The organism is Nonomuraea sp. NPDC051941, from assembly GCF_044593615.1.
Window position 1 is genome coordinate 93,192 of sequence record NZ_JBIUCF010000006.1, and the last position, 21,669, is coordinate 114,860.

Annotated in this window: 15 protein-coding genes; 7 read left to right on the forward strand and 8 right to left on the reverse strand. The window is 72.6% G+C overall.

What is annotated here, in order from left to right; all coding sequences use genetic code 11:
* Position 1: 1 nt before the first annotated feature.
* The gene (locus ACIHFD_RS13290) at positions 2–3,454 is read left to right on the forward strand and encodes a serine/threonine-protein kinase (protein WP_397367042.1); all 3,453 of its coding nucleotides are present in this window, start codon (positions 2–4) and stop codon (positions 3,452–3,454) included.
* On the opposite strand, the gene ACIHFD_RS13295 is transcribed toward ACIHFD_RS13290, so the two are convergent.
* Positions 3,451–4,203 carry a Mut7-C RNAse domain-containing protein gene (locus tag ACIHFD_RS13295; protein ID WP_397367043.1) on the reverse strand — a complete coding sequence of 251 codons (753 nt, stop codon included), beginning with the start codon at positions 4,201–4,203 and terminating at the stop codon, positions 3,451–3,453. The genes ACIHFD_RS13290 and ACIHFD_RS13295 overlap by 4 nt on opposite strands.
* Between ACIHFD_RS13295 and ACIHFD_RS13300 the strand changes: the two genes are divergently transcribed.
* Positions 4,202–5,107 carry a TAXI family TRAP transporter solute-binding subunit gene (locus ACIHFD_RS13300; RefSeq protein WP_397367044.1) on the forward strand — a complete coding sequence of 302 codons (906 nt, stop codon included), beginning with the start codon at positions 4,202–4,204 and terminating at the stop codon, positions 5,105–5,107. The two genes, ACIHFD_RS13295 and ACIHFD_RS13300, sit on opposite strands and share 2 nt — an antisense overlap.
* Here the strand turns inward: ACIHFD_RS13300 and ACIHFD_RS13305 are convergent.
* The 6 genes from ACIHFD_RS13305 to ACIHFD_RS13330 form a co-directional block, all read right to left on the reverse strand.
* Positions 5,098–6,426: an ATP-binding protein gene (locus ACIHFD_RS13305; RefSeq protein WP_397367045.1), complete on the reverse strand. Its 1,329-nt coding sequence runs from the start codon at positions 6,424–6,426 to the stop codon at positions 5,098–5,100. The two genes, ACIHFD_RS13300 and ACIHFD_RS13305, sit on opposite strands and share 10 nt — an antisense overlap.
* On the reverse strand, positions 6,423–7,088 hold the full coding sequence (locus ACIHFD_RS13310) for a response regulator transcription factor (RefSeq protein ID WP_363967431.1): 666 nt from the start codon (positions 7,086–7,088) through the stop codon (positions 6,423–6,425). The genes ACIHFD_RS13305 and ACIHFD_RS13310 overlap by 4 nt, the downstream gene beginning before the upstream one ends.
* A gap of 9 nt (positions 7,089–7,097) precedes the next feature.
* Positions 7,098–8,411: an MFS transporter gene (locus ACIHFD_RS13315; RefSeq protein WP_363967429.1), complete on the reverse strand. Its 1,314-nt coding sequence runs from the start codon at positions 8,409–8,411 to the stop codon at positions 7,098–7,100.
* Between the two features lie 127 nt (positions 8,412–8,538).
* Positions 8,539–10,755 (reverse strand): glycoside hydrolase family 6 protein, encoded by a 2,217-nt coding sequence (locus ACIHFD_RS13320; protein ID WP_397367046.1) that lies wholly within the window; start codon positions 10,753–10,755, stop codon positions 8,539–8,541.
* A 34-nt stretch (positions 10,756–10,789) separates the two neighbouring features.
* Positions 10,790–11,764: a GNAT family N-acetyltransferase gene (locus tag ACIHFD_RS13325; RefSeq protein WP_397367047.1), complete on the reverse strand. Its 975-nt coding sequence runs from the start codon at positions 11,762–11,764 to the stop codon at positions 10,790–10,792.
* Positions 11,765–11,806: 42 nt separating this feature from the next.
* On the reverse strand, positions 11,807–12,052 hold the full coding sequence (locus ACIHFD_RS13330) for a DUF2630 family protein (protein WP_397367048.1): 246 nt from the start codon (positions 12,050–12,052) through the stop codon (positions 11,807–11,809).
* A 262-nt stretch (positions 12,053–12,314) separates the two neighbouring features.
* On the opposite strand from ACIHFD_RS13330, the gene leuA reads away from it, so the two are divergent.
* The gene (gene leuA, locus ACIHFD_RS13335; RefSeq protein WP_397367049.1) at positions 12,315–14,021 is read left to right on the forward strand and encodes a 2-isopropylmalate synthase; all 1,707 of its coding nucleotides are present in this window, start codon (positions 12,315–12,317) and stop codon (positions 14,019–14,021) included.
* 46 nt (positions 14,022–14,067) lie between these two features.
* On the opposite strand, the gene ACIHFD_RS13340 is transcribed toward leuA, so the two are convergent.
* Positions 14,068–14,976, reverse strand: a complete 909-nt coding sequence (locus ACIHFD_RS13340; protein ID WP_397367050.1) for a LysR family transcriptional regulator — start codon at positions 14,974–14,976, stop codon at positions 14,068–14,070.
* 143 nt (positions 14,977–15,119) lie between these two features.
* Here ACIHFD_RS13340 and ACIHFD_RS13345 point away from each other — a divergent pair, with 143 nt between their 5' ends.
* The 4 genes from ACIHFD_RS13345 to ACIHFD_RS13360 all read left to right on the forward strand — a co-directional run bounded on the left by ACIHFD_RS13345 (position 15,120) and on the right by ACIHFD_RS13360 (position 21,664).
* Positions 15,120–16,526, forward strand: coding sequence for a M20 family metallopeptidase (locus ACIHFD_RS13345; RefSeq protein ID WP_397367051.1), 1,407 nt, complete (start codon positions 15,120–15,122; stop codon positions 16,524–16,526).
* A gap of 32 nt (positions 16,527–16,558) precedes the next feature.
* Entirely contained in the window at positions 16,559–17,845 is a 1,287-nt protein-coding gene (locus ACIHFD_RS13350; protein WP_397367052.1) for an MFS transporter, read from the forward strand.
* 82 nt (positions 17,846–17,927) lie between these two features.
* Entirely contained in the window at positions 17,928–19,313 is a 1,386-nt protein-coding gene (locus ACIHFD_RS13355) for an MFS transporter (RefSeq protein WP_397367053.1), read from the forward strand.
* Complete coding sequence (locus ACIHFD_RS13360; protein ID WP_397367054.1) at positions 19,310–21,664, forward strand: PEP/pyruvate-binding domain-containing protein; 2,355 nt, start codon at positions 19,310–19,312, stop codon at positions 21,662–21,664. The genes ACIHFD_RS13355 and ACIHFD_RS13360 overlap by 4 nt, the downstream gene beginning before the upstream one ends.
* Positions 21,665–21,669: the final 5 nt, after the last annotated feature.

Here is a 21,669-nt window from a genome sequence, read left to right on the forward strand (position 1 = left end):
AATGGCACAACTGATGGCTGCTCTCACTCCTACCGACCCCCACCGGCTGGGCCGCTACTGGCTGGCCGGGCGGCTCGGCGCCGGTGGCCAGGGTGTGGTGTACGAGGCGTACGGGCAGGACGGCGAGCGGGTCGCGGTCAAGGTGCCCAGGTTCGACAGCGCCGACGCCAGGGCCAGGCTGGCCAAGGAGGCGGCGGCGGCCCGGCGGGTGGCCTCGTTCTGCACGGCCAGGGTGATCGAGGCGCAGGTGGACGTGCCAGCCCCGTACATCGTGAGCGAGTTCGTCCCCGGGCCCAGCCTGCGGCAGGTGGTCGCGGAGTCGGGGCCGTACGAGGGCGACCGGCTGCGCCGGCTGGCCGTCGGGGTGGCGACCGCGCTGACGGCCATCCACCGGGCCGGGATCGTGCACCGGGACCTGAAGCCGGACAACATCATCCTCGGCCCCGACGGGCCACGCGTGATCGACTTCGGGGTGGCCCGCGAGGTCGGGCCGACCACCTCCGGTCCCATCATGGGGACGCCGCAGTACATGTCGCCCGAGGTGTTCCAGGGGCGCGCGGCGACGGCGGCGGCGGACCTGTGGGCGTGGGGGATGGTGGTGCTGTTCGCCGCCCGGGGGAGTGACGCCGTGGAGGCGGGCGATCCGGTGGCGGTCGTCACGCGGGTGCTGAGCTTCAGCCCGGACGCGGGCGGGCTGCCCGAACCGCTCGGGTCGCTCGTCTCGGCGGCCCTCTCCCAGGCGCCCGCCGACCGGCCGCCGGCGAAGACGGTGCTCCTGCGGCTGCTGGGCGAGCCGGACGGGGACGCGCTGGCCGCGGGCGGAGCGCTGGCGGGGGAGCTCAGGAGCGCCGTCGCGGAGCCCGATCTCGGGGCCGTCGCCGAGGAGCTCTACGCCGAGCTTACCGAGGCCGAGCGGGCGAGCGTTCCCGAGGTCCTGCTGCGGATGATCGACGGCGACGAGCTGCGGCCGGTCGGCCGCGACGAGCTCCCGGACACCGGGGCCGTGGACGCCCTGCTCTACGTCTTCGCCGCCGCGGGCCTCCTCACCCGGAGCGGCACCACGTTCGAGCTGGCCCGGCCGGGGCTCATCCAGGCCTGGCCCCGGCTGCGCGACTGGGTGGCCGCCAACCGCGAGGGCCTGCCCGTGCACCGCCGCCTCGCCGACGCGGCCGCCCAGTGGGACGGCCACGGCAGGAAGCCCGCCGACCTGCTGCACGGCTCCAACCTCGACAGGGCGCTGCGGTGGGCGGCCTCCGAGCGCAGGGATCTCACGCTGGCCAGGCGGGAGAGCGAGTTCCTCGACGCGGGGGCCAGGCAGACCAGGCGGCAGTCCAGGAGGCGGGGCCTGCTGGCGGCGGCCCTGGCCGTGCTGCTGGCGGTCGCGCTCGGCGGGCTCGGGCTGGCCGAATATCTGCGCAGGCAGACCGTACGCCAGCGCGACGACGCCCTGGCCAGGGAGCTCGCCCTGCGGGCCGCCGACCTGCGGCAGTCGGAGCCGCCGCTGGCGCGGCTGCTCACCGTGGCGGCCTGGCGGCTGAGCCCGTCGCTGCCGGAGACGCGCGGGGCGCTCTACGACTCGCTCTCCCAGCCCGTGACCGACGTCTTCACCGATCCGTACCGCGGCGCCGGCTCCGTGTACGGGCTCGGCCAGGACGGGCGCGCGCTCGTCGCCGTACAGGCCGGTCTGGCCAGGATCTGGGACGTGCCGGCGCACCGGCTGCTCCAGGAGATCAGCGGGGTGGGCACCGGAGTGCGCAAGGCGGCGATCGACCCCGGCGGGCGCACCCTCGCCCTCCAGGACGATCAAGGGGTACGGCTCTGGGACGCCGCCACGGGCCGTCCGCTCGGCGACCGGTTCGGGGTGCCCGCGGGCGAGCTGGGCGAGCTGGAGTTCGACGCGACGGGACGGCTGCTGTCCGTGCCCGTGGGACCGGCCGCCGTCGAGCGCTGGTGGGACATCGGCACCCGCAGGCCCCTCACCACCCCCGGAGGAGCGGGGCTGGACGCGGTGAGCCCGGACGGCCGCCTCGGCGTCGTCGCCAGCAGCGTCACCGGCCGCGCCCAGCTCTGGGACCTGCGCGCCGGCAGGCGCCTGGCCGTCCCGCGGCTGCCGCTTCGGTCCGATCTCCTGGAGGCGGAGTTCAGCGCGGACAGCCGGGTCCTGGCGGTCACCGCGAACCGGGCGCCTGGCGAGTCCGGCATCACGATCTACGGCCTCCCCACGGGCGAGGTGCGGCTGAGCGACGTGTCGGGGGACGCGGTCGAGTTCGCGTTCGGCGACCGGTTCGTCGCCACCTGGGCGTGGGGCAAGGAGCTGATGATCCGCCGGTGGCCCGGCGGGGACGTCGTGCTGCGGCGGCAGTCGCCCGCCCCCATCCTCGACCTGCGCTTCGACGGCGACCGGCAGGCGCTGCGGCTGCTGAGTGACGGCGGGGCCGTCTTCACGATGGACGTCTCCATGCTGTTCGACCGGTCGATCGGCGGCGGCGACGACCAGGGCCAGGTCCTGCTCGACCCGTCGTCCCGGATCCTGGCGGCCAAGGAGCACGACGCCCTCACCCTGTGGGACACGGCGACGGGACGCCCGCTGGCGGCCTCGATCAGGTGGCGGGGCACGGGCACGGCCATGGCGTTCAGCCGCGACGGCCGCCGCCTGGCCTTCGTCGAGAACGACACCGTGCACGTCATCCAGGTGCGGCCGGGGGCCGCGGCCCAGGAGTTCCGGATCGCGACCAAGGGTGCGAACGGGGTCGACAAGGTCGCCTTCAGCCCGGACGGCCGCACCCTCGCGCTCTCACCCTGGGGCACCGGCGGCGGCCTGCCGGTGGAGCTGCACGACCTCGAACGCGGGACCTCCAGGACCGCGACGGTCCCGGGAGCGGGGCAGTTGGCCTTCCGCCCGGACGGGCGCCTGCTGCTCGCGGGCGTGACACCGCGGCTCATCGACCCCCGGACGGCCGCCGGACGGCCGCCCGCCCCCGGCGCCGGGCGGCTCGAGGGCACCTTCGCCTTCAGCCCCAACGGCAGGCGGGTGGCGTTCTCCGGCCCCGACCGGATCACCGTCTGGGACGGGGACGTCACCACCCGGCTGGCGAGCTTCCCCGCCGTGCCGGACAGCGACGTCGCGCAGCTCGCCTGGTCGCCCGACGGGCGCACGCTGGCCGCGTACGAGAGGGGCGACCGCGTCCGCCTGTGGGACGTGCCGCACAACCACCCGCTGGGCATGATCTTCGACGGTCTCCGGTCGTTCCAGGCGGCCGGGAGCGGCCGGCTGGCCTTCTCACCGGACGGCAGGAGGGTCTACAGCGTCACGCCGGACGGCACGCTGCGCACCCACGAACTCGACGGGGACCGGGTGGCCGGCGCCGTCTGCCGGCGTGCCGGACGTACCCTCACCGCCCAGGAGTGGGCCCGCCACCTGCCCGGCGTCGAGCCCTTCACCCTCTGCCGCTAGGCGGTCCAGGCGCGGGCCGACCTGATGATCTCCTCCAGGTGGTCGCTGTGCGCGCCGCGCCAGTAGACCTGGCCGCACTCGCCGCACCGCCCGTACGCGTCGTAGTTGCGCTCCGTGCCCGCCTCCAGCAGCGGCGCGATCTCCTGCTTGGCGACCGGCCGCAGCTCGCCGTTGCACGCCGTGCACCGCGTCCACGGGCGCAGCGGCGGGGTGAAGCGTTCGAGCAGGTCGCGGAGCTGGTCGGCGGGGCGGGAGCCGCGTACGTACGCGCCCAGCCACAGCGCGCGGCGGCGCAGCAGGCCGCGGTCCTGCGTGAGCAGCACCCGGTGCTCCTCGTTGGCCTGCACCACCAGCGAGGGGTCGTCCATGTCGTTGTGGTAGGCCGTGTCGATGCCGAGCAGCCGCAGCCGCCGAGCCAGCGTGCCCAGGTGCACGTCCAGCAGGAACCGCGGCTCCTCCGGCAGCGGCTGCGGGCGGGGCACCGGGTGGACCTCCACCACGTCACCGGCCACGAGCTGGTACGACGGCGGCACCCCGCGGCCGTCGGCGACCATCGGCCCCACCTCGGTCAGCGGGATGCCGAGCGACTCGACGTGGTGACCCAGCGTCGAGGTGCCGTCCGGCGTCACCCGCTGCCACTCCTGGCGCCGGCTCACCGGCAGGAACATCGTCAGCTCTGAGGCGATGAGTAGGCGTGCGTCCCGTTCGCTCACATGTCCATTCTGGTGGACCGGATAACGTAATTTCATGCCGATATCTCGCCGTGCCTTCCTCGGGCTCGCCGCGCTGGCGGCCGGGTGCTCGGCCGCCGACGGCAGGCGGACCGAGTTGCGGCTGGCGACGGGTGTGACGGGCGGGATCTACGAGCAACTCGGCGACGGGCTCGCGCGGGAGCTGCGGCAGGACGGGCTCACGGTGCGGGTGATGAAGACCGCGGCCAGTGTGCAGAACCTGACGATGATGACCGACGGGCGGGCCGACGTGGCGTTCGCGCTGGCCGACAGCGCCGACGACGCCGTCAGGGTGCGCCACCAGCCGGTCTCCGCGCTGGCCAGGGTGTACATGAACTACGTCCACCTGGTGGTGCGGCGGGGCTCCGGCATCGCGGCGGTCAAGGACCTGGCGGGTCGGGCGGTCTCCATCGGGCTGGAGGGCTCGGGCACCGCGGTGACCGCCACCCGCGTGCTGGCGGTGGCCGACCTGGCCGAGCCCGCCGAGGTCAGCAGGCTGGGCCTGGACGAGTCGGTCCAGGCGTTGCGCGACGGCGGGATCGAGGCGTTCTTCTGGTCGGGCGGGGTGCCCACGCCGGTCCTGGCCGCGCTGAAGGACATCGAGCTCGTGCCGCTGGAGCCGCTGGTGACGGTCCTGCGCCGCCGGTTCGGCCCGCTCTACGAGCACGGGCTGGTGCCCGCCGGCGTGTACGGCGTCGGCCGGCCGGTGCCGACCATCGGCACCCCCAGCTACCTGATGTGCCGGGCCACGCTCCCGGACGATCTGGCGTACTCGATCACCGAGACCCTCTTCGGCGCCCGCGACCGCCTCCAGGCCCCGTCGGCGCCCGGCGGGCGGCTCGACGTGCGCTATGCCATCGGCACCGGCGTCGTCCCGCTCCACCCGGGCGCCGCCCGCTACTACCGCTCCGCCTACGGCTGAGCCCTCAGGCGCAGCTCCACGACCAGACCGTGCGGTACGGCGGGCAGCAGCGCCAGCGTGGCCCCGCACGCCCTGGCCAGCTCGGCGGCGATGGCCAGGCCCAGGCCGCTGCCCACCACGTTCGCGTGGGCCCCGGACCGCCAGAACCGTCCCAGCGCCTCCGCCCGCTCCTCCTCGCCGAGCCCGGGCCCGTCGTCCGCGATCCGCAGCACCCCGTCCTCCAGGGTGACCGTGACGGTGCCGCCCTCGGGCACGAACTTCTGGGCGTTGTCGAGCGCGATGTCCGCGACCCTGGCCGCCGCCTCAGGAACCACCGCCATTTCCGAAATTTCGGTTATGAGGTGGACGCCCTTGGCCGCGTACACCTCCCGCCAGGTCCCCAGCCGGGGCGCCAGCGGGATCTCCTTGCCCTCGACGCCCGCGCCCGCCTCCACCTTCGCCAGCGCCAGCAGGTCCTCCACCAGCAGCGCCAGCCGGTCCAGCTCCGCCATCGCCTCCTCGAACTCGGCCGTGCCCTCACCCCGCAGATGCGGCTCCAGGTTCTCCAGCCGCAACCCGAGCACCGTGAGCGGGGTGCGCAGCTCGTGGGAGGCGTCCGCCACGAACGCCCGCTGCCGCTCCATCGCGTTGGAGACCGCGTCGGCCATGGTGTTGAAGCGCTCCTCCAGCCGCCGCAGCTCGGAGGGCCCGGCGCCGGGATGCGCCCGCGCGTCGAGCCTGCCCTGCGCGATGGCCTGCGTGGTGCGGTCGAGCTCGGTGACGGGCCGCAGGATCCAGCGGGCCAGCCGCCTGGCCACCAGCGCCGAGTAGCCCAGCGCCACCAGCGCGCCGACCAGCAGCGCGCCCCACACCAGCGACACGTCCTGCCTGGCCCGGTCTGTCGGGGCCTCCAGCAGCACCACGCCGGACAGCTGCGCGTCCCGGCCCGCGGGCTCGGCCAGCAGCACCGTGGCCGGTCCGAACGGGCTGATCGTGGGCAGGTCCTCGGTCGTGCGGCCGGACAGCGCCAGGCGGGTGGCCTCCCGGTCGTCGGCCTCGAAGCGGCCCGCGGTGGCCAGGACGGAGCCGTCGCGGTCGCGTACGCGTACCGCCGCCCCGTAGAGCTCGGCGTAGCGGTCGATCTCGGCGATCAGCCCCGAGCGGTCGTCCTCCCTGGCCGCCTGGTCGGCCAGCTCCGCGAAGCGGGTGGCGTCGGCGCGGCGGTCGAGGAGCAGGCGGTTCGTCCGGTGGGAGGCGTAGGCGAGGCCCAGCGGCACGGCCAGCGCCGCGATCAGGAAGACGATCAGCGTGGTGAACGTGACCACCAGGCGGGAGTTCACGCCGTCGAGCCCAGCCGGTAGCCGGTGCCGCGCAGCGTCTCCACCAGCCCCGGACGGCCGGTCTTGGAACGCAGGTTGGCCACGTGCACGTCGAGCGAGCGGGACGCCGACAGCAGCGGATCGCCCCAGACCTCGTCGAGGATCTCCTCCCGGCCGCGCACCACGCCCGGCTCGCGCGCCAGCATCGCCAGCACGTCGAACTCCCGCCGCGTCAGCGTCACCGGCTCGCCGGCCACCGTGACCTGCCTGGAATCCAGGTCGATGCGGACGTCGCCGACGCTCACCACGTCGTCGCGGGCCGGCATCGGCCTGGTGCCGCGCCGCACCACCGCCTCCATGCGGGCCATCAGCTCCACCGTGCGGAACGGCTTGACCAGGTAGTCGTCGGCCCCGGACCGCAGCCCGCGCAGCACCTCGCGCTCCTCCGTGCGGGCCGTGACCACGATGAGCGGCACCGCCGACACCCGGCGCAGGCGGCGCAGCACGTCGAGGCCGTCCATGTCGGGCAGGCCCAGGTCGAGCAGGACGAAATCGACGCCCCCCGCCAGGCGGAGGGCGTCGACGGCCAGCCCGGCACGGGTGACCTGATGGCCGTGCCGGGCGAGGGCCGTGGTGAGCGCGGACGCGAGCCGATCGTCGTCCTCGACCAGGAGCACTCGCATACGGTCAGGTTAGACGCGGGCCGCGACCACATCCTCCGAAGCCTGCTCGGCGCGGGAGAGGGCGGCGTCCCTGGTCTCGCGCATGGTGAGGTAGACCACGAGCGACACGGCGGCGCAGGCGGAGACGTACCAGAAGTAGCCGGACTCGATCTTGTTGTTCTTGAACCACAGCGCCACGTACTCGGCGGTGCCGCCGAACAGGGCGTTCGCGATGGCGTAGGGGAGGGCGACGCCGAGCGCGCGCACGTTCGTCGGGAACAGCTCGGCCTTCACCACCGCGTTGATCGAGGTGTAGCCGGTGACGATGATCAGGCCGATCAGCGAGAGCGTGAGCCCGCCGGCGAACCCCGTGACCCCGCCGAGCGCCGTCATCAGCGGCACCGTGCCCAGCATCGACCCGATCCCGAACGTGATCAGCAGCGGCCGCCGCCCGATCCGGTCCGACAGCCCACCGGCCAGCGGCTGCAGGCACATGAAGATGAACAGCGCGCAGAAGCTCACCAGCGTGGCCGTCTCCTTGGGCAGGCCGGCGGTGATGGCGAGGTATTTGGTGAGGTACGTGGTGTAGGTGTAGTACGCGACCGTGCCGCCCATGGTCAGGGCGATGACCAGCAGCGCTTCCTTCTTGTGGGCGAGCAGCTGCTTGATCGTGCCGCGGCCCTGGTGCTCGACCTCGCGCTCCTCCTCGTCGTACGCCTCCGTCTCCAGGAGGTTGCGGCGCAGGTAGAACACGACCGCGGCACCCAGGGCGCCGATCACGAACGGGATGCGCCAGCCGTAGGAGTTGAGGGCCTCCGTGGACATCGTGTTCTGCAGGATGATCTGCAGGCCGAGGCCGACGAGCTGGCCGGCGGTCATGGAGACGTACTGGAAGCTCGAGGCGAAGCCGCGCCGGCCGCGCGGGGTGGCCTCGGTGAGGTACGTGGCGCTGGCCGCGTACTCGCCGCCGACCGACAGCCCCTGCAGCAGGCGGGCCACCACCAGCACGACGGCGCCGAAGTAGCCGACCGTCTCGTACGTCGGGGCGATGGCGATCAGCAGGGCGCTGGCCGACATGAGGGTGACGGTGAGCGTGAGAGCCGCCTTGCGGCCCTTCCTGTCGGCGTAACGGCCGAGCAGCCAGCCGCCGAGCGGGCGCATGAAGAAGCCGACGGCGAAGATGGCCGCGGTGTTGAGCAGCTTCGCCGTGTTGTCGCCCTCAGGGAAGAAGGACGCGGCGAAATAGACGGCGAAGCTGGTGTAGACGAACCAGTCGTACCACTCGACCAGATTGCCGACGGAGCCGCCGATCACTGCCTTCCACGGCACGCGTGCCTTGCTCACGGGTAACCTCCTGGGGGGAGTAGGTGCAGGTCAGAGCCTCTCTGCAGAAGGATGTTCGGACAAGGGCAGGGCGCCAAGATCTAACGTCCGCTTAACATGGGCGCAACCTCGGGCTTGCCCCGGCCCGTCACAATGGCGGGTTGGCCTTCTCGGCCCTCTCCAGCGCCAGATCCGGCCACCACTCACCGGCCTCCGGGGACACGACGCCGCGCTCGGGGTCCTTCTCCCCGCCCTCCCCGCGCCGGCACCGGCCGCTGGACGAGCCCGCCCGCGCGATCCACAGGTAGGCGTCCACCAGCTCCTCACCCGTGTCGGTCGTGGGCCGGTCGCCGGCGCCCCGGCCCGGCGGGTTGCACCACGTCTGCGGGTCGGGGTACTTCTTCGGCGGCGGGGACCACGAGCCCTGGCCGTTCCTGGCGGTGTCGACCACGAAGTGGGGCATCGTCGCCGGGTCCACCTTCCCGTCCGACGGGCAGTCCTTGGCGCCCGTGGCCCGCTGGACGCTGACGCAGGCCGACAGCGCCTTGCCGTACGCGACGTTCCTCTCCGTGGGGTGGAAGGCCCCCGTGTTGAGGAAGAAGCCGTCCGCCCGGTCGATGCCGGCCTTGATCAGCCGGTCGGCCATGAGCGCGGTGCCCGGGTAGAGGTCCTGGCTGCCGTCGAGGTAGACGGCCGTGTTCGGGTTGGCCTTGAGGGTCTGGACGGCCTGTCTGAGGTCGTTGTAGCGCTGCTCCACCGAGCCCCGTGGGTCGCATTCCTCGACTCCGGGGATCTTGACCGTGGCGCCCGGTTCGAGGATCACCACCGCTTTGGCCTGGCCTATCGTGCTCGCTATGCCCTTGATCCACTCCTGGTACGAGGCCAGTTCCGCGGCGGTCGTCGAGCGGCACTCGCTGCCCGGCAGGGAGTTGATCAGGAACACCGGGACGCCCCCTTCCTGCCGGGCCGCTTTGACGGTGGCGTCGACCTCCGGCCTGGCCTCGGGCTGGTTGAGGCGGATGGCATGGGGGACCGCGGCCAGCCTGCTCATGAGCTCGGCGTCCTCGGGGCGGTCCTTCTTCCACTGCTCGGCCTGGCGGGTGGCGGCCGGCTCCGGTGGAGAGTAGAACGTGATCTTGCCTGGGGCTGTGAGCGGGTTCTGGGGCTTGGCCTGGCTGTTGGAGCGGGCGGCTTGGGTGGTGGTCGTCTGGGCGGGGGTGCTGGCGCTCGACGAGGTGCCCAGGGTGCGCCAGGCGACGGCCACGGACGCCCCTCCCACGGCCACGGCGACGGCCGCCGCCGCGGCGAGCACCCTCCTCCGGTTCCCCGCCACCCCGGGGCTGGGAGTCAAGGGGCTGTCGGGCGGCGCCGCCGCCGCGACGGGCGGTCTCGGGCCGTCAGGCGGCGCCGCCGCCGCGACGGGCGGTCTCGGGCCGTCAGGCGGCGCCGTCGTCACGTCGGCGTGCGCCGGGTGACCGGTCGCGCTCGTGCGCGTGCCAGTGCTACCAGTGGATGCCGGAGTAGCGCTTGAGGCCGTCTCCGCGCTGGGGAGTGGAGCGCCGCCGGGGTCCGCCACGCTGAGGTGGTCCATCAGGTCCTGGGCCGTGGGGCGTTCGCGCGGGTTCTTCGTCAGCGAGGCGAGCACCAGGTCGCGCAGCGGGCCCGAGAGGCCGTGCAGCTCCGGGGCTTCGTTGACGATGCGCAGGAGGATCGTGGGGACCGAGCCCGAGCCGAACGGCGGCCTGCCGCTCGCCGCGTAGGCGACCGTGCAGCCCCACGAGAAGATGTCCGAGGCCGGGCCGATGGTGGCGCCCGACACCTGCTCGGGCGACATGTACGACGGCGTCCCCACGATCGCGCTGCTCATCTCCGCGTCCATGAGCTGCGCGATGCCGAAGTCGATGACCTTGGGCCCCACCTGGGAGAGCAGCACGTTCGACGGCTTGAGATCGCGGTGCACGACCCCCGCCCCGTGGATGGCGCGCAGGGCCATGGCCATCGCGGCGGCCAGGCCGTCCAGCGCCGAGCCCTTAAGCGGTCCCGACTCGTGGACGGCGTCCCCCAGGCTGGGCCCCTCGACGTACTCGGTGACCAGGTACGCCACGTCCCCCTCGACGTCGGCGTCCAGGACGGGAGCGGTGCAGAAGCGGGCGACCCGCTTGGCGGCGGCCACCTCGCGGGCGAAGCGCCGCCTGAAGTCCGCTTGCGCGTCCATCCTGGCGTGGATGAGCTTGACCGCCACCCGCGTGCCGTCCGGCGCCTGGCCCAGGTAGACGACGCCCATGCCGCCCTCACCCAGCCGAACCAGGAGCGTGTACGGCCCCACCTGGCGCGGATCCCCGTCCCTCAACGCCTCCAAGGTCATAAAGGGTCAGGTTAGCCTCCCGCCTCCGAACGGCCTACAGCTCCAGCCGCCATTCGTTCCATTCGTCGAGGAGCTCGAAGCCCATGGCCTCGTTGATGGCCAGCATGTGGGCGTTGGAGGTGGCGTTCCAGGTGATGATCCGCTCCAGGTGGGGCTCGTGCTCGCGGAGCCAGAACAGGTTGGCGAGCTTGAGCAGCAGCCCGAGGCGGTGGCCCCGGTGCCCGGCCAGCACGGTCGTGTCCGCCTGATGTCCCCAGCCGTCCGAGCGGTCGGCGGTGAGGTAGACACGCGTGTATCCGGCGGGGGCTCCGTCGGAGTCGCGGCGGGCGATCATCGAATAGCTGGTGAGGCCGCGCTCCTTGATGCCCTCCTCGCGGTCGCGGATGCGCTCGGCGCTGAAGTCGAAGTCCTCGATGCCGGCGTCGCGCGGGGCGTCGTTCATGCCGTTCATCAGGGTCGAGAGGTCGGGGATCAGACCGGGGTCGGCCGAGCCGGTCCAGCGTTCGAGGCGGTAGCCCTCGACGGTGGGGATCATGCGTTCCAGGGTGTCCCAGCCGGCTTTGCGGAGATCCAGCACGCGGCGGGCCTCCGCGACCGCGACCGTCATGCCGTGGGCGAGCGCGAAGCGGGCGCCCACGCCGGTGGTCGGCGTCTCCGTGAGGAGCAGGCTTCTGCCGTGGTGGCGCAACCTCTCCAGCGCATGCTCGAACAGCGCCGAGCCCAGCCCCCGGCCGCGCCGCTCGGGGCGCACGACGAGGGGGAAGATCCAGCCCATGTGCGTGTTGTCGAGCTGGGAGAGCGACAGGGCGTAGCCGCCGACGACCTCGCCGCCCTCGACGACGGCCCACAACTCGGCCCGGTCGCCCGGCGAGTGCCTGGCGATGTCGTGGCGGAAGTGGGCGAGCGACAACAGAGGGCCCGGGTCGTCGGAGTAGGCCACCGTGTACGCCTCATGCAGGCCCGTGACCAGGTCGCCCGGCCGGTCGAGATCGATGGGCTGGATCCACATGTGCCCAGCAAATCGCACGGACGACGGCTGGGGCGAGCGAATTTACTGGCTGTAGTTCTCGACCTCGTTGGCGGGGCGGGCGGCGGCGTTGTCGGGGTCCTCGCCCGCGCTCCGCCTGGCCCGGCGCTGCCTGAGCAGGTCCCAGCACTGGTCGAGCGCATTCTCCAGCTGCTGGATGCGCTCGTGCTCCTCGTCCGTGGTCACCTCGCCCGTGGACAGCCGGTTGCGCAGCTCGTGCTCCTCGTCGACCAGGGCACTGATCTTGGTGAGAATTTCGTCGTCCCGCATGCCTGAACTCTAGTCACCGGTCCGGGCCGGCCTCCCGCCCCGGGGCCCGTTTCCCACCGCACTCCGGCTGAGGGCGACTCGCCGCCTTCTCAGGATCTGAGATCCGGGGCAGTGCATCGCGAGACGTCTGGTACCGTGCATGGCATGCTGCGTGGGCTGCTTCTTAGCTGCCGCGGCGGGGGCCACTGAGGCCGGCTCCCTCGCCGCGGAGCCAGTCATGCGCGTCGGCCGATTTCTTTCGACCGATGAGGAGCCAGCAGACATGACCACTCAGCAGCCCAGCCCCATGCCGACCCATCGCTATCAGGCGTTCGAGCCCATCCGCCTGACCGACCGCACCTGGCCCGACAAGGTCATCACCAAGGCGCCCCGCTGGTGCGCGGTGGACCTGCGGGACGGCAACCAGGCCCTGATCGACCCGATGGACTCCCATCGCAAGCTGCAGATGTTCGAGCTGCTGGTACGCATGGGCTACAAGGAGATCGAGGTCGGCTTCCCGGCCGCCTCGCAGACCGACTTCGACTTCATCCGCCAGATCATCGAAGAGGGCCGCGTCCCCGACGACGTGGTCATCCAGGTGCTGACCCAGGCCAGGCCGGAGCTGATCGAGCGCACCTTCGAGTCCATCGAGGGCGCCAAGCAGGCCATCGTCCACCTGTACAACTCGACCTCCACCCTCCAGCGCCGCGTCGTGTTCGGCCTGGACAAGGACGGCATCACCGCCATCGCCGTCGAGGGCGCCAAGCTGGTCAAGAAGCTCGCCGACGCGAGCGACGTCGACGTCTACTTCCAGTACTCTCCCGAGTCGTTCACCGGCACCGAGCTCGAATACGCCGTCGAGGTGTGCGACGCGGTCAACGACGTGTGGCAGCCCACCCCCGAGCGCAAGGTCATCATCAACCTGCCGGCCACGGTCGAGATGGCCACCCCCAACATCTACGCCGACCAGATCGAGTGGATGCACCGCAACCTCAAGCACCGCGACTCGATCGTCCTGTCGCTGCACCCGCACAACGACCGCGGCAGCGCCGTGGCCGCCGCCGAGCTGGGCTACATGGCGGGCGCCGACCGCATCGAGGGCTGCCTGTTCGGCAACGGCGAGCGCACCGGCAACGTCTGCCTGGTCACCCTGGGCATGAACCTGTTCTCCCAGGGCGTCGACCCCGAGATCGACTTCAGTGACATCGACGAGATCCGCCGCGTCACCGAATACTGCAACCAGCTGCCCGTGCACCCGCGCCACCCGTGGGGCGGCGAGCTGGTCTACACCGCCTTCTCCGGCTCCCACCAGGACGCCATCAAGAAGGGCTTCGAGCACCTCGAGCGCGACGCGGCCGCGGCGGGCGTGCCGGTCGACGCGTTCACCTGGGCGGTGCCGTACCTGCCGATCGACCCGAAGGACATCGGCCGCACCTACGAGGCCGTCATCCGCGTCAACAGCCAGTCGGGCAAGGGCGGCGTCGCGTTCATCATGAAGGCCGACCACCAGCTCGATCTGCCGCGCCGGCTGCAGATCGAGTTCTCGAAGGTGGTGCAGGCCCGCACCGACAGCGAGGGCGGCGAGATCAGCCCCACCGCGATGTACGAGATCTTCCGCGACGAATACCTGCCCAACCCGGCCAACCGCTGGGGCCGCCTCAGCCTGATGGCCCACCGCCACGAGTCCACGGTGGACGACAAGGACCGCATCGGCGCCGACGTCCGGGTCGACGGGGAGATCCGCGAGATCGCGGGCGCGGGCAACGGCCCGATCTCGGCCTTCACCGACGCCCTGGCGGGGGTCGGCATCCAGGTGCGCGTGCTCGACTATGTGGAGCACGCGATGAGCGCCGGCTCCGACGCCAAGGCCGCCTCCTACCTGGAGTGCGAGGTCGACGGCCAGGTGCTGTGGGGCGTCGGCGTCGACGCCAACACCACGACGGCCTCGCTCAAGGCCATCATCTCCGCGGTCAACCGCGCCTCGCGCTGACCGCACCGCACCCATCCACTCGGTACGCCGTCCAAGGGGCCATCCGTCACTTGGGCGGCGGGCCGAGCAGTGAGACCAGCAGCCCGGTGAACTCCGTCACCGACCAGGGCAGCCGGCGGCCCAGGGCGGTCTGCACCTGGGCCTCCCGCTGGCGGAACACCGGGTGGTCCAGCCGTATGTAGGCGACCCCTTCGCCCGAGCCCTCGCGGTGCAGGTCGCCGAGATCTCCGACGAGCGCGATGCCACCCCCGCAGCGGACGAACTCGTGCAGCGGGCCGAGCCCGTCACAGACCAGCACCGGGCGGACCGTCAGCCCTTCGATCTGCGTGCCGATGTCGAAGAGCTCGCGCTGGCTGGTCCCGGTGGAGGCGAGGGCCAGCGGGTGCTCGCACAGCTCCGCCAGCCCGACCTGGTCGCGTCCGGCGAGCTCGTGCCCGAGCGGGACGATCGCGACCACCGGGATCACGACGGCGCACTCCACCCGCACATCGTGCTGCGGCCCCATCGCATAGGTGACGGCGACGTCGGCGATCCCCTCGATCACCCGGCGGGTGGCCTCCTGCCGGGGGACGACGTCGAGCTGGAACGTCACGTCGGGGTGGTCGCGCCGGAAGGCCGCCATCGCCCGCGGGACGATCCGCCGTCCGAACCCCTCCGAACAGGCCACCGTGACGTTGCGGACATCGGCTCCGCGCCCGGTCCGCAACTCGTTCACCAGGGCGGACGCCTCGGCCTCGCTGCGGCGGACGTGGGCGAGGAGCCGGGACCCGGCCTCGGTCAGCGCCATCCCGCGCGGATGCCGGACGAACAGGGGCACCCCGCACCCGGACTCCAGCTTGGCGATCTGCCTGCTGATCGCCGAGGGCGCGACGGTCAGCGTACGGGCCGCCTCGGTCACCGACCCCGTCCGGGCCACCTCGAGGAAGTACGAGAGGCCCACCGGCAGGAGTTGCATCGGGACCTCCTGGTAAATGCTTCGGGCACACGGGTTTGCCAATAGTAGAACGCTCATTGCGGCAATCGGCAATGGTCCAAGCCCGTGAACCGGCCTACGCTGCTGACCAGCACAGCCCTCGTGATCCCCCGGAGGAACCTCTCGTGATCCCAGCAGACCTCATCGAACAGGCGGAGGAGTACGTCGATTCCGGCGCGTTCTTCACCGACCTCGCCGCGATGGTCTCCTACCCCACCGAGAGCACCAAGCCGGGAGCCCGCGTTGCCGTCAAGGCATACCTGGACGAGGTTCTGGCGCCCGCGCTGACCGGCCTGGGGTGCTCCGTGACCGAGCACGCCAACCCCGACCCCGCTGGGGGCCCGTTCCTGATCGGCACCCGGATCGAGTCCTCCTCGCTGCCGACGCTCCTCTGCTACGGCCACGCCGACGTGGTGGACGGCCACGCGGGCCGGTGGAGCGACGGCCGGGACCCGTGGACGCTGACCGCCGACGGCGACCGCTGGTACGGCCGCGGCTCGGCCGACAACAAGGGTCAGCACCTGATCAACCTCGCCGCGCTGCGCCTGCTGCTCGCCCGGCAGGGGAGGCTCGGGTTCAACCTGATCTTCCTGTTCGAGTCCGGCGAGGAGATCGGCTCGCCGGGACTGGCCGAGTTCGCCGCGGCGCACCGCGAGGAGCTGCGGGCGGACGTCCTGATCGCCTCGGACGGGCCGCGCCTGGACGCGGCGACGCCCACGCTGTTCCTCGGGTCGCGCGGCGGCGTCGACATCGCGCTCGACGTCGATCTGCGCCCCAACACCTACCACTCCGGCAACTGGGGCGGCGTCCTGCGCAACCCCGCCACCACCCTCGCCGGCGCGATCGCGAGCTGCGTCGACGGGCACGGGCGCATCCGGGTGCCCGCCCTGCTGCCGCCGGAGCTCCCGGACGCGGTCCGCGAGGTGCTGGCCGGCGTCACCGTCGCGAACAGCCCCGGCGACCCGGCCCCGGACGAGGGCTGGGGTGACACCGGCCTGACCGCCGCCGAGCGGCTGTACGGCTGGAACACCCTGGAGGTCCTGGCGATGGGGTCGGCCGACATCGACAACCCCGTCAACGCGATCCCCGGCCGGGCCCGCGCGATCCTGCAGCTGCGGTACGTGGCCGGGACCGACGTGAGCGGCGTGGAGCGGGCCGTCGCCGAGCACCTCGCCGCCCACGGCTACCCGATGGTCGGCGTCAGCGTCCTCGGCCACTTCCCGGCCAGCCGTACGGCACTCGACGACCCGTGGGTGCGGTGGGCCAGGGGATCGCTGGAGCAGGTGACCGGCGGGCCCGTCGCCCTGCTCCCGAACATCGGCGGCTCCCTGCCCAACTTCGTCTTCACCGACGTCCTCGGCCTGCCGACCCTGTGGCTGCCGCACTCGTACCCGGGTTGCCTCCAGCACGCGCCCGACGAGCACCTGCTCGCCGGGATCGCCCGCGAGGGCGTCGTGCTGGCCGCCGCGCTGTTCCACGCTCTCGGCAACCCTTCGGCCGACCACCCTCTCCCCGCCCCCCAACCGGTCTGACGGACGTCAGCCCCCCACCGGAAGGACCTTCGATGGCCGTCGCCTCCACAGATCCGACCCAGCCCGCGACACGCGGCTCCACCGGCCGCGCGATCGCGGCGGCGACCATCGGCAACGCGCTCGAGTGGTTCGACCTCGCCGTGTACGCGCTGATGGCGGCCTACATCGGACAGGTGTTCTTCCCCTCCGGCGCGCCCGGCGTCCAGCTGGTGCAGGCGTACGCGGTGTTCGGCGTGACGTACCTGATCCGTCCGCTCGGAGGGCTGGTCATCGGCGCGTACGCCGACCGGCACGGGCGCAAGAAGGCTCTGGTGCTGACGATCTGGCTGATGGCCCTCGGCACCCTGCTGATCGTGGTCATGCCCGGCTACGCCACGCTCGGGCTCCTCGCGCCGCTGGGGATCGTGGTCGCGCGGCTGATCCAGGGATTCGCGGCCGGCGGCGAGTTCGGCGCCGCCACCTCGTTCCTGGTCGAGCAGGACGACAGCCGCAAGGGTTTCCTCGGCAGCTTCCAGTTCGCCAGCCAGGGGCTCGCGACCCTGATGTCCTCCGGGTTCGCCGCGGGCCTGACCGCCGTGCTGTCCAAGGAGCAGATGGCGGCCTGGGGCTGGCGGGTGCCGTTCGTGTTCGGGCTGCTGGTCCTTCCGGTCGGCCTCTACATCCGCCGGTACGTCATGGAGTCGCCGGAGATCACGCCGGAGGCGACGGGCGAGCGTCCCTCGCCGATCCGGTCGGTCTTCCGCGACCACTGGGGCGGCCTGCTGATCGCCGGTGGCGCGCTGGTCATCTCGACCGCGCTCAACTTCATCCTGCAGTACATGCCGACCTTCGGGATCGAGGAGCTGGGCCTGAACGATTCGCTGTCGTTCGTCGCGCTGCTCATCACCGGAGTCACCCTGACCGTCGCGACGCCCTTCGTCGGCCTGCTGGCCGACCGGTTCGGCCGGCTGAAGATCATGATCCCGGCCGCGGTGCTGATCGGCGGGAGCGTCGTCCCGCTGTTCCTCTGGCTCACCGCGTCGCCGTCGTTCCTGACCCTGACGCTCTGCATGGCGATCCTCGGCCTGCTGAAGGCCGCCTACTTCGGCGCGCTGCCGTCGGTGATGGCCGACGCGTTCCCGGTGCAGGCCCGCGCGACCGGCCTGTCGTTCAGCTACAACGCGGCGGTCGCGGTCTTCGGCGGGTTCACCCCCGCCATCGCCGCGGCGCTCGTCTCGGGGACCGGCTCGCAGGTGTCGCCGGCGTACTACCTGCTGGCCGTCTCCTTCCTGAGCATCGCCGCCCTGGCCTCCGCGCTCCGGACCCGCGGCATCCGCTGAGACCCGATTAGTGAACGTTGCGTTTCTTCGAGTTGAATCCTATGCTCCTTAGAGAACGAGTCGTTCTCTAAGGAGAGGCGTCATGGGCGTCGTGCTGTCCGGATTGATGCTGGCGATGCTGCTGGGCGCGCTCGATCAGACGATCATGGCGCCCGCGCTGCCGGCCGTGGCGGGCAGCCTGGGCGGGCTGGACCAGATGCCCGCCGTCGTCAGCGCCTACCTCGCCGCCGCCACCGTTGTCATGCCCGTCTACGGCAAGCTCGGCGACCGGTACGGCCGCAAGCCCACCATGCAGGTCGCCATCGTCGTGTTCGTGACCGGGGCCGTGCTGTGCGCGGTGGCCACGTCGATGCCGCAGTTCATCGCCTTCCGGGCCGTGCAGGGCCTGGGCGGCGGCGGGTTGATGATCGGGGCTCAGGCGATCATCGGCGAGGTGGTGAGCCCGCGCGAGCGGGGCCGCTACCTCGGGCTCATCGGGGCCATGTACGTGGTGGCCGCCGTGGGCGGGCCGCTGATCGGGGGGTTCTTCGTCGACCGGCTGAGCTGGCGGTGGATCTTCGCGATCTACCCGCCGCTCGGGGTGCTGGCGCTGGTCGTGCTGAGCGCCACCCTGCGGCTGCCGAGGCCGCGCGGGCAGGCGAGCCGGGCGCCGCTCGACGTCGCGGGGGCCGTCACGCTGGCCGTCGCCGTGGTCGGGGTGGTCCTGCTGGGGCAGACCGGGAACCCCGTCTATCTCGGCGTGGCGATCGCCGGGGCGCTGGCGTGGCTGGTCAGCGCCCGGTTCGCCAAGGACCCGATCCTGCCGCTGCGGCTGTTCCGGGACCGGGCGTTCGCGGTGCCGGTGTCGATCAGCCTGCTCATCGGGTTCGCGTTGTTCGGGACGATCACGTACATGCCGGCCTACCTGCAGATCGCGCTGCGCTCCAGCGCGACAGGGGCGGGGCTGCTGGTGACGGCGCTGATGGCGGGCGTGCTCGCCACGACCGTCGTGTCCGGGCGGCTGATCACGCGGACCGGGAGGTACCGGCCGTACCCGATCGCAGGCACGGCCGTGGCCGCCGCCGGGCTCGGGCTGATCGGCCTGGCGGGCCGCGACCCGCTCGCGCTGGCCGGAGCGATGCTGGTGACCGGGCTGGGGGTCGGGCTCGTCATGCAGACCATGGTGCTGGCCGCCCAGAACGCCGTGGAGTACGCCGACCTGGGCACCGCCACCTCGTCGGTGACCTTCCTGCGCCAGGTCGGCGCGTCCGCCGGGGTCGCGCTGGTGGGCGCGCTGATCACGCTGAGGTCCGGGATCTCCGCCACGAACCCGTCCGCCGTCCCCGACGGCATGCGGGACGCCTTCGCCGCGGCCGTGCCGCCGGTTTTCGCGGCCATGGCGCCGCTGCTGGCCGTGGCGTTCTTCCTCGCGCTGGCGCTGCCGGCGCGTCCGCTTCGCACCACCGCCTATGCCGAGGAGAGATCGTGAAACTCGTCGCACCGCTGGCCGCCTTCGGCCGGGACGACCTGGCCATGGCCGGGGGCAAGGGCGCCAACCTGGGCGAGCTCGTCAGGAACGGCTTCCCCGTCCCGGGCGGCTTCGTCGTCACCACCCACGCCTACGACGTGATCGCCCAGGGGCACGGCACGCGGGCGTACTTCGAGCAGGTCGAGCTGCCCGACGAGCTGCGGGAGGCCGTCACGGGCGCGTACGCCGCGCTTGGCGGCGGGCCCGTGGCCGTGCGCTCCAGCGCCACCGCCGAGGACCTGCCGGGGGCCGCGTTCGCCGGCCAGCAGGACACGTACCTGAACGTGGTGGGCGAGCGGGCCGTGCTCGACGCCGTACGCCGCTGCTGGGGCTCGCTCTGGACCGACCGCGCCGTCGCCTACCGCGCCCGGCTCGGCATCGACGACTCCGAGGTGCGGATCGCGGTCGTGGTGCAGAGCATGGTCGAGGCGGACCTGGCGGGCGTCATGTTCACCGCGAACCCGGTCACCGGCGACCGCGCCCAGCTCGTCGTCGACGCCTCCAGCGGGCTCGGCGAGGCCGTGGTGTCCGGCCTGGTCACGCCCGACCACTACGTGATCTCCGACGCCGGCACGGCCTTCACACCGGGGCGTCGCGAGGTCGTCATCAGGGGCGCGGCGGGCGGGGGAGTCACGCGCGAGACGGGCTCGGCCGCTCAGGAGCGCCTGCCCGACGCGGCGCTCGGGGAGCTGGTCAGGCTGGGGAAGGAGGTCGCCGCGCACTTCGGGCGGCCCCAGGACATCGAGTGGGCGTACGCGGGCGGTCGCGTCCACCTGCTGCAGGCCCGGCCCATGACCGCGCTGCCGCCGCCCCCGGTCGGGAGGCTCAACCCGGCCCAGCGCCGCATCGCCACCATTCTGATGGAGTACCTCCCGGAACGGCCCTATCCGATCGACATGACGACCTGGATCCCGTACGGCCCCGTCGGGCTGATGGCCAAGGTGGCGGCCGGCTTCGGCATAGCCGGCGTGTTCGAGGGGTTCCTGCGGGAGGAGGACGGCGTCGTCTACCAGCTCGTTCCGCGGAGCCCGCGCCCCACCCGGAAGCTGCCGGCCGTCCCGTTCAGCCTGCTGGCCAGGGCCAGGAGGTTCGACCCCGCCCGCTGGACCGAGGACCCGCGCTTGCGCGCCTACCTCGCCGCGGTCAGGGAGCTGGCCGCCCGCGACCTGGCGGAGCTGCCGTGGGCGGAGCTCGTCCGCATGCCCCGGCAGGCCCTGGACCTGGTGGACCCGGTGGCCGGCCTGCGCGCGGACTACCTGCCCGGCACCGGGCTGGCACTGCTGCGGCTGCTGGTGGCGGTCAAGCTGCTCGGGCGCGGCCGGCTCTTCGGCGACCTGCTGCACGGAGCGCGTACCCGCACCACAGACGCCAACCAGGCGCTGGAACGGCTGGCCGAGCTGGCCAGGCGGACGGGCGCGCTCGACGGGGGCCCGAGGCCGGCCGAGTTCGAGGAGGGGCTGCGGGCGTTCCTGGCCGAGTACGGCCACCGCGAGACCTCGAGCCCGATCCTCGTCACCACGCCCACCTGGTCCGACGCCCCCGAGACCGTCATCGACCTGATCAAGGTGCTGGCCGCCGCGCCGCCCGCGCGCAAGGACGGCGACGACGCTCTCGGCCGCCTGCTCCGCCACCCGTGGCTGACAGCCGGCGGCCGCGCCCGGATGCGGCGGCGGGTGGAGGCCGCCCGCGCGGGCGTCGCGTTCCGCGAGGACAGCCACTTCTTCTTCATGATGCCGCAGCCCATCCTGCGCAGATCACTCATGGAGATCGGCCGCCGCCTGCGCGGGCAGGGCGTGCTCGACCGGCCGGAGGACGTCTTCCACCTGCGACTGCCGGAGCTGGAGGCCATCCGCGACGTGACCGCCATGGCCGGCGCTGACCGGGAACGGCTGCGCGAGGCGGTCCGGGCACGGGCGGCCAAGCGGGAGGAGCTGTCGGGCGTGCGACTGATCGACCCCGCGGCCGTCTTCCCGATCCGCGAGACGGGGGACGCGCTGGTCACCGGCTCCCCGGCCAGCGGCGGCGTGACGACCGGGCCGGTGAAGGTGATCAGGGAGCCGGCCGAGTTCGCCAGGCTGGAGAGCGGCGACGTGCTCGTCTGCCCGTACACGAACCCGTCGTGGACGCCCCTGTTCCAGCTGGCGTCGGCCGTGGTCGTGGACGCCGGCGGCGCGGCCTCGCACGCCGCCATTGTCGCCAGGGAGTACGGGATCCCGGCCGTCATGGGCACCGGCAGGGCCACCTCCGTGCTGGTGGACGGCCAGCCGGTGACCGTGAACGGCGACACCGGTCGCGTCACCCGAGCTCTTTAAGATGC

Coding starts and splice junctions, on each gene's coding strand:
- ACIHFD_RS13310 (WP_363967431.1), bottom strand. CDS start 7,088: ATGCGAGTGCTCCTGGTCGAGGACGACGATCGGCTCGCGTCCGCGCTC.
- ACIHFD_RS13340 (WP_397367050.1), bottom strand. CDS start 14,976: ATGCAACTCCTGCCGGTGGGCCTCTCGTACTTCCTCGAGGTGGCCCGG.
- ACIHFD_RS13295 (WP_397367043.1), bottom strand. CDS start 4,203: ATGAAATTACGTTATCCGGTCCACCAGAATGGACATGTGAGCGAACGG.
- ACIHFD_RS13350 (WP_397367052.1), top strand. CDS start 16,559: ATGGCCGTCGCCTCCACAGATCCGACCCAGCCCGCGACACGCGGCTCC.
- ACIHFD_RS13330 (WP_397367048.1), bottom strand. CDS start 12,052: ATGCGGGACGACGAAATTCTCACCAAGATCAGTGCCCTGGTCGACGAG.
- ACIHFD_RS13355 (WP_397367053.1), top strand. CDS start 17,928: ATGGGCGTCGTGCTGTCCGGATTGATGCTGGCGATGCTGCTGGGCGCG.
- ACIHFD_RS13300 (WP_397367044.1), top strand. CDS start 4,202: ATGCCGATATCTCGCCGTGCCTTCCTCGGGCTCGCCGCGCTGGCGGCC.
- ACIHFD_RS13320 (WP_397367046.1), bottom strand. CDS start 10,755: ATGACCTTGGAGGCGTTGAGGGACGGGGATCCGCGCCAGGTGGGGCCG.
- ACIHFD_RS13290 (WP_397367042.1), top strand. CDS start 2: ATGGCACAACTGATGGCTGCTCTCACTCCTACCGACCCCCACCGGCTG.
- ACIHFD_RS13325 (WP_397367047.1), bottom strand. CDS start 11,764: ATGTGGATCCAGCCCATCGATCTCGACCGGCCGGGCGACCTGGTCACG.
- leuA (WP_397367049.1), top strand. CDS start 12,315: ATGACCACTCAGCAGCCCAGCCCCATGCCGACCCATCGCTATCAGGCG.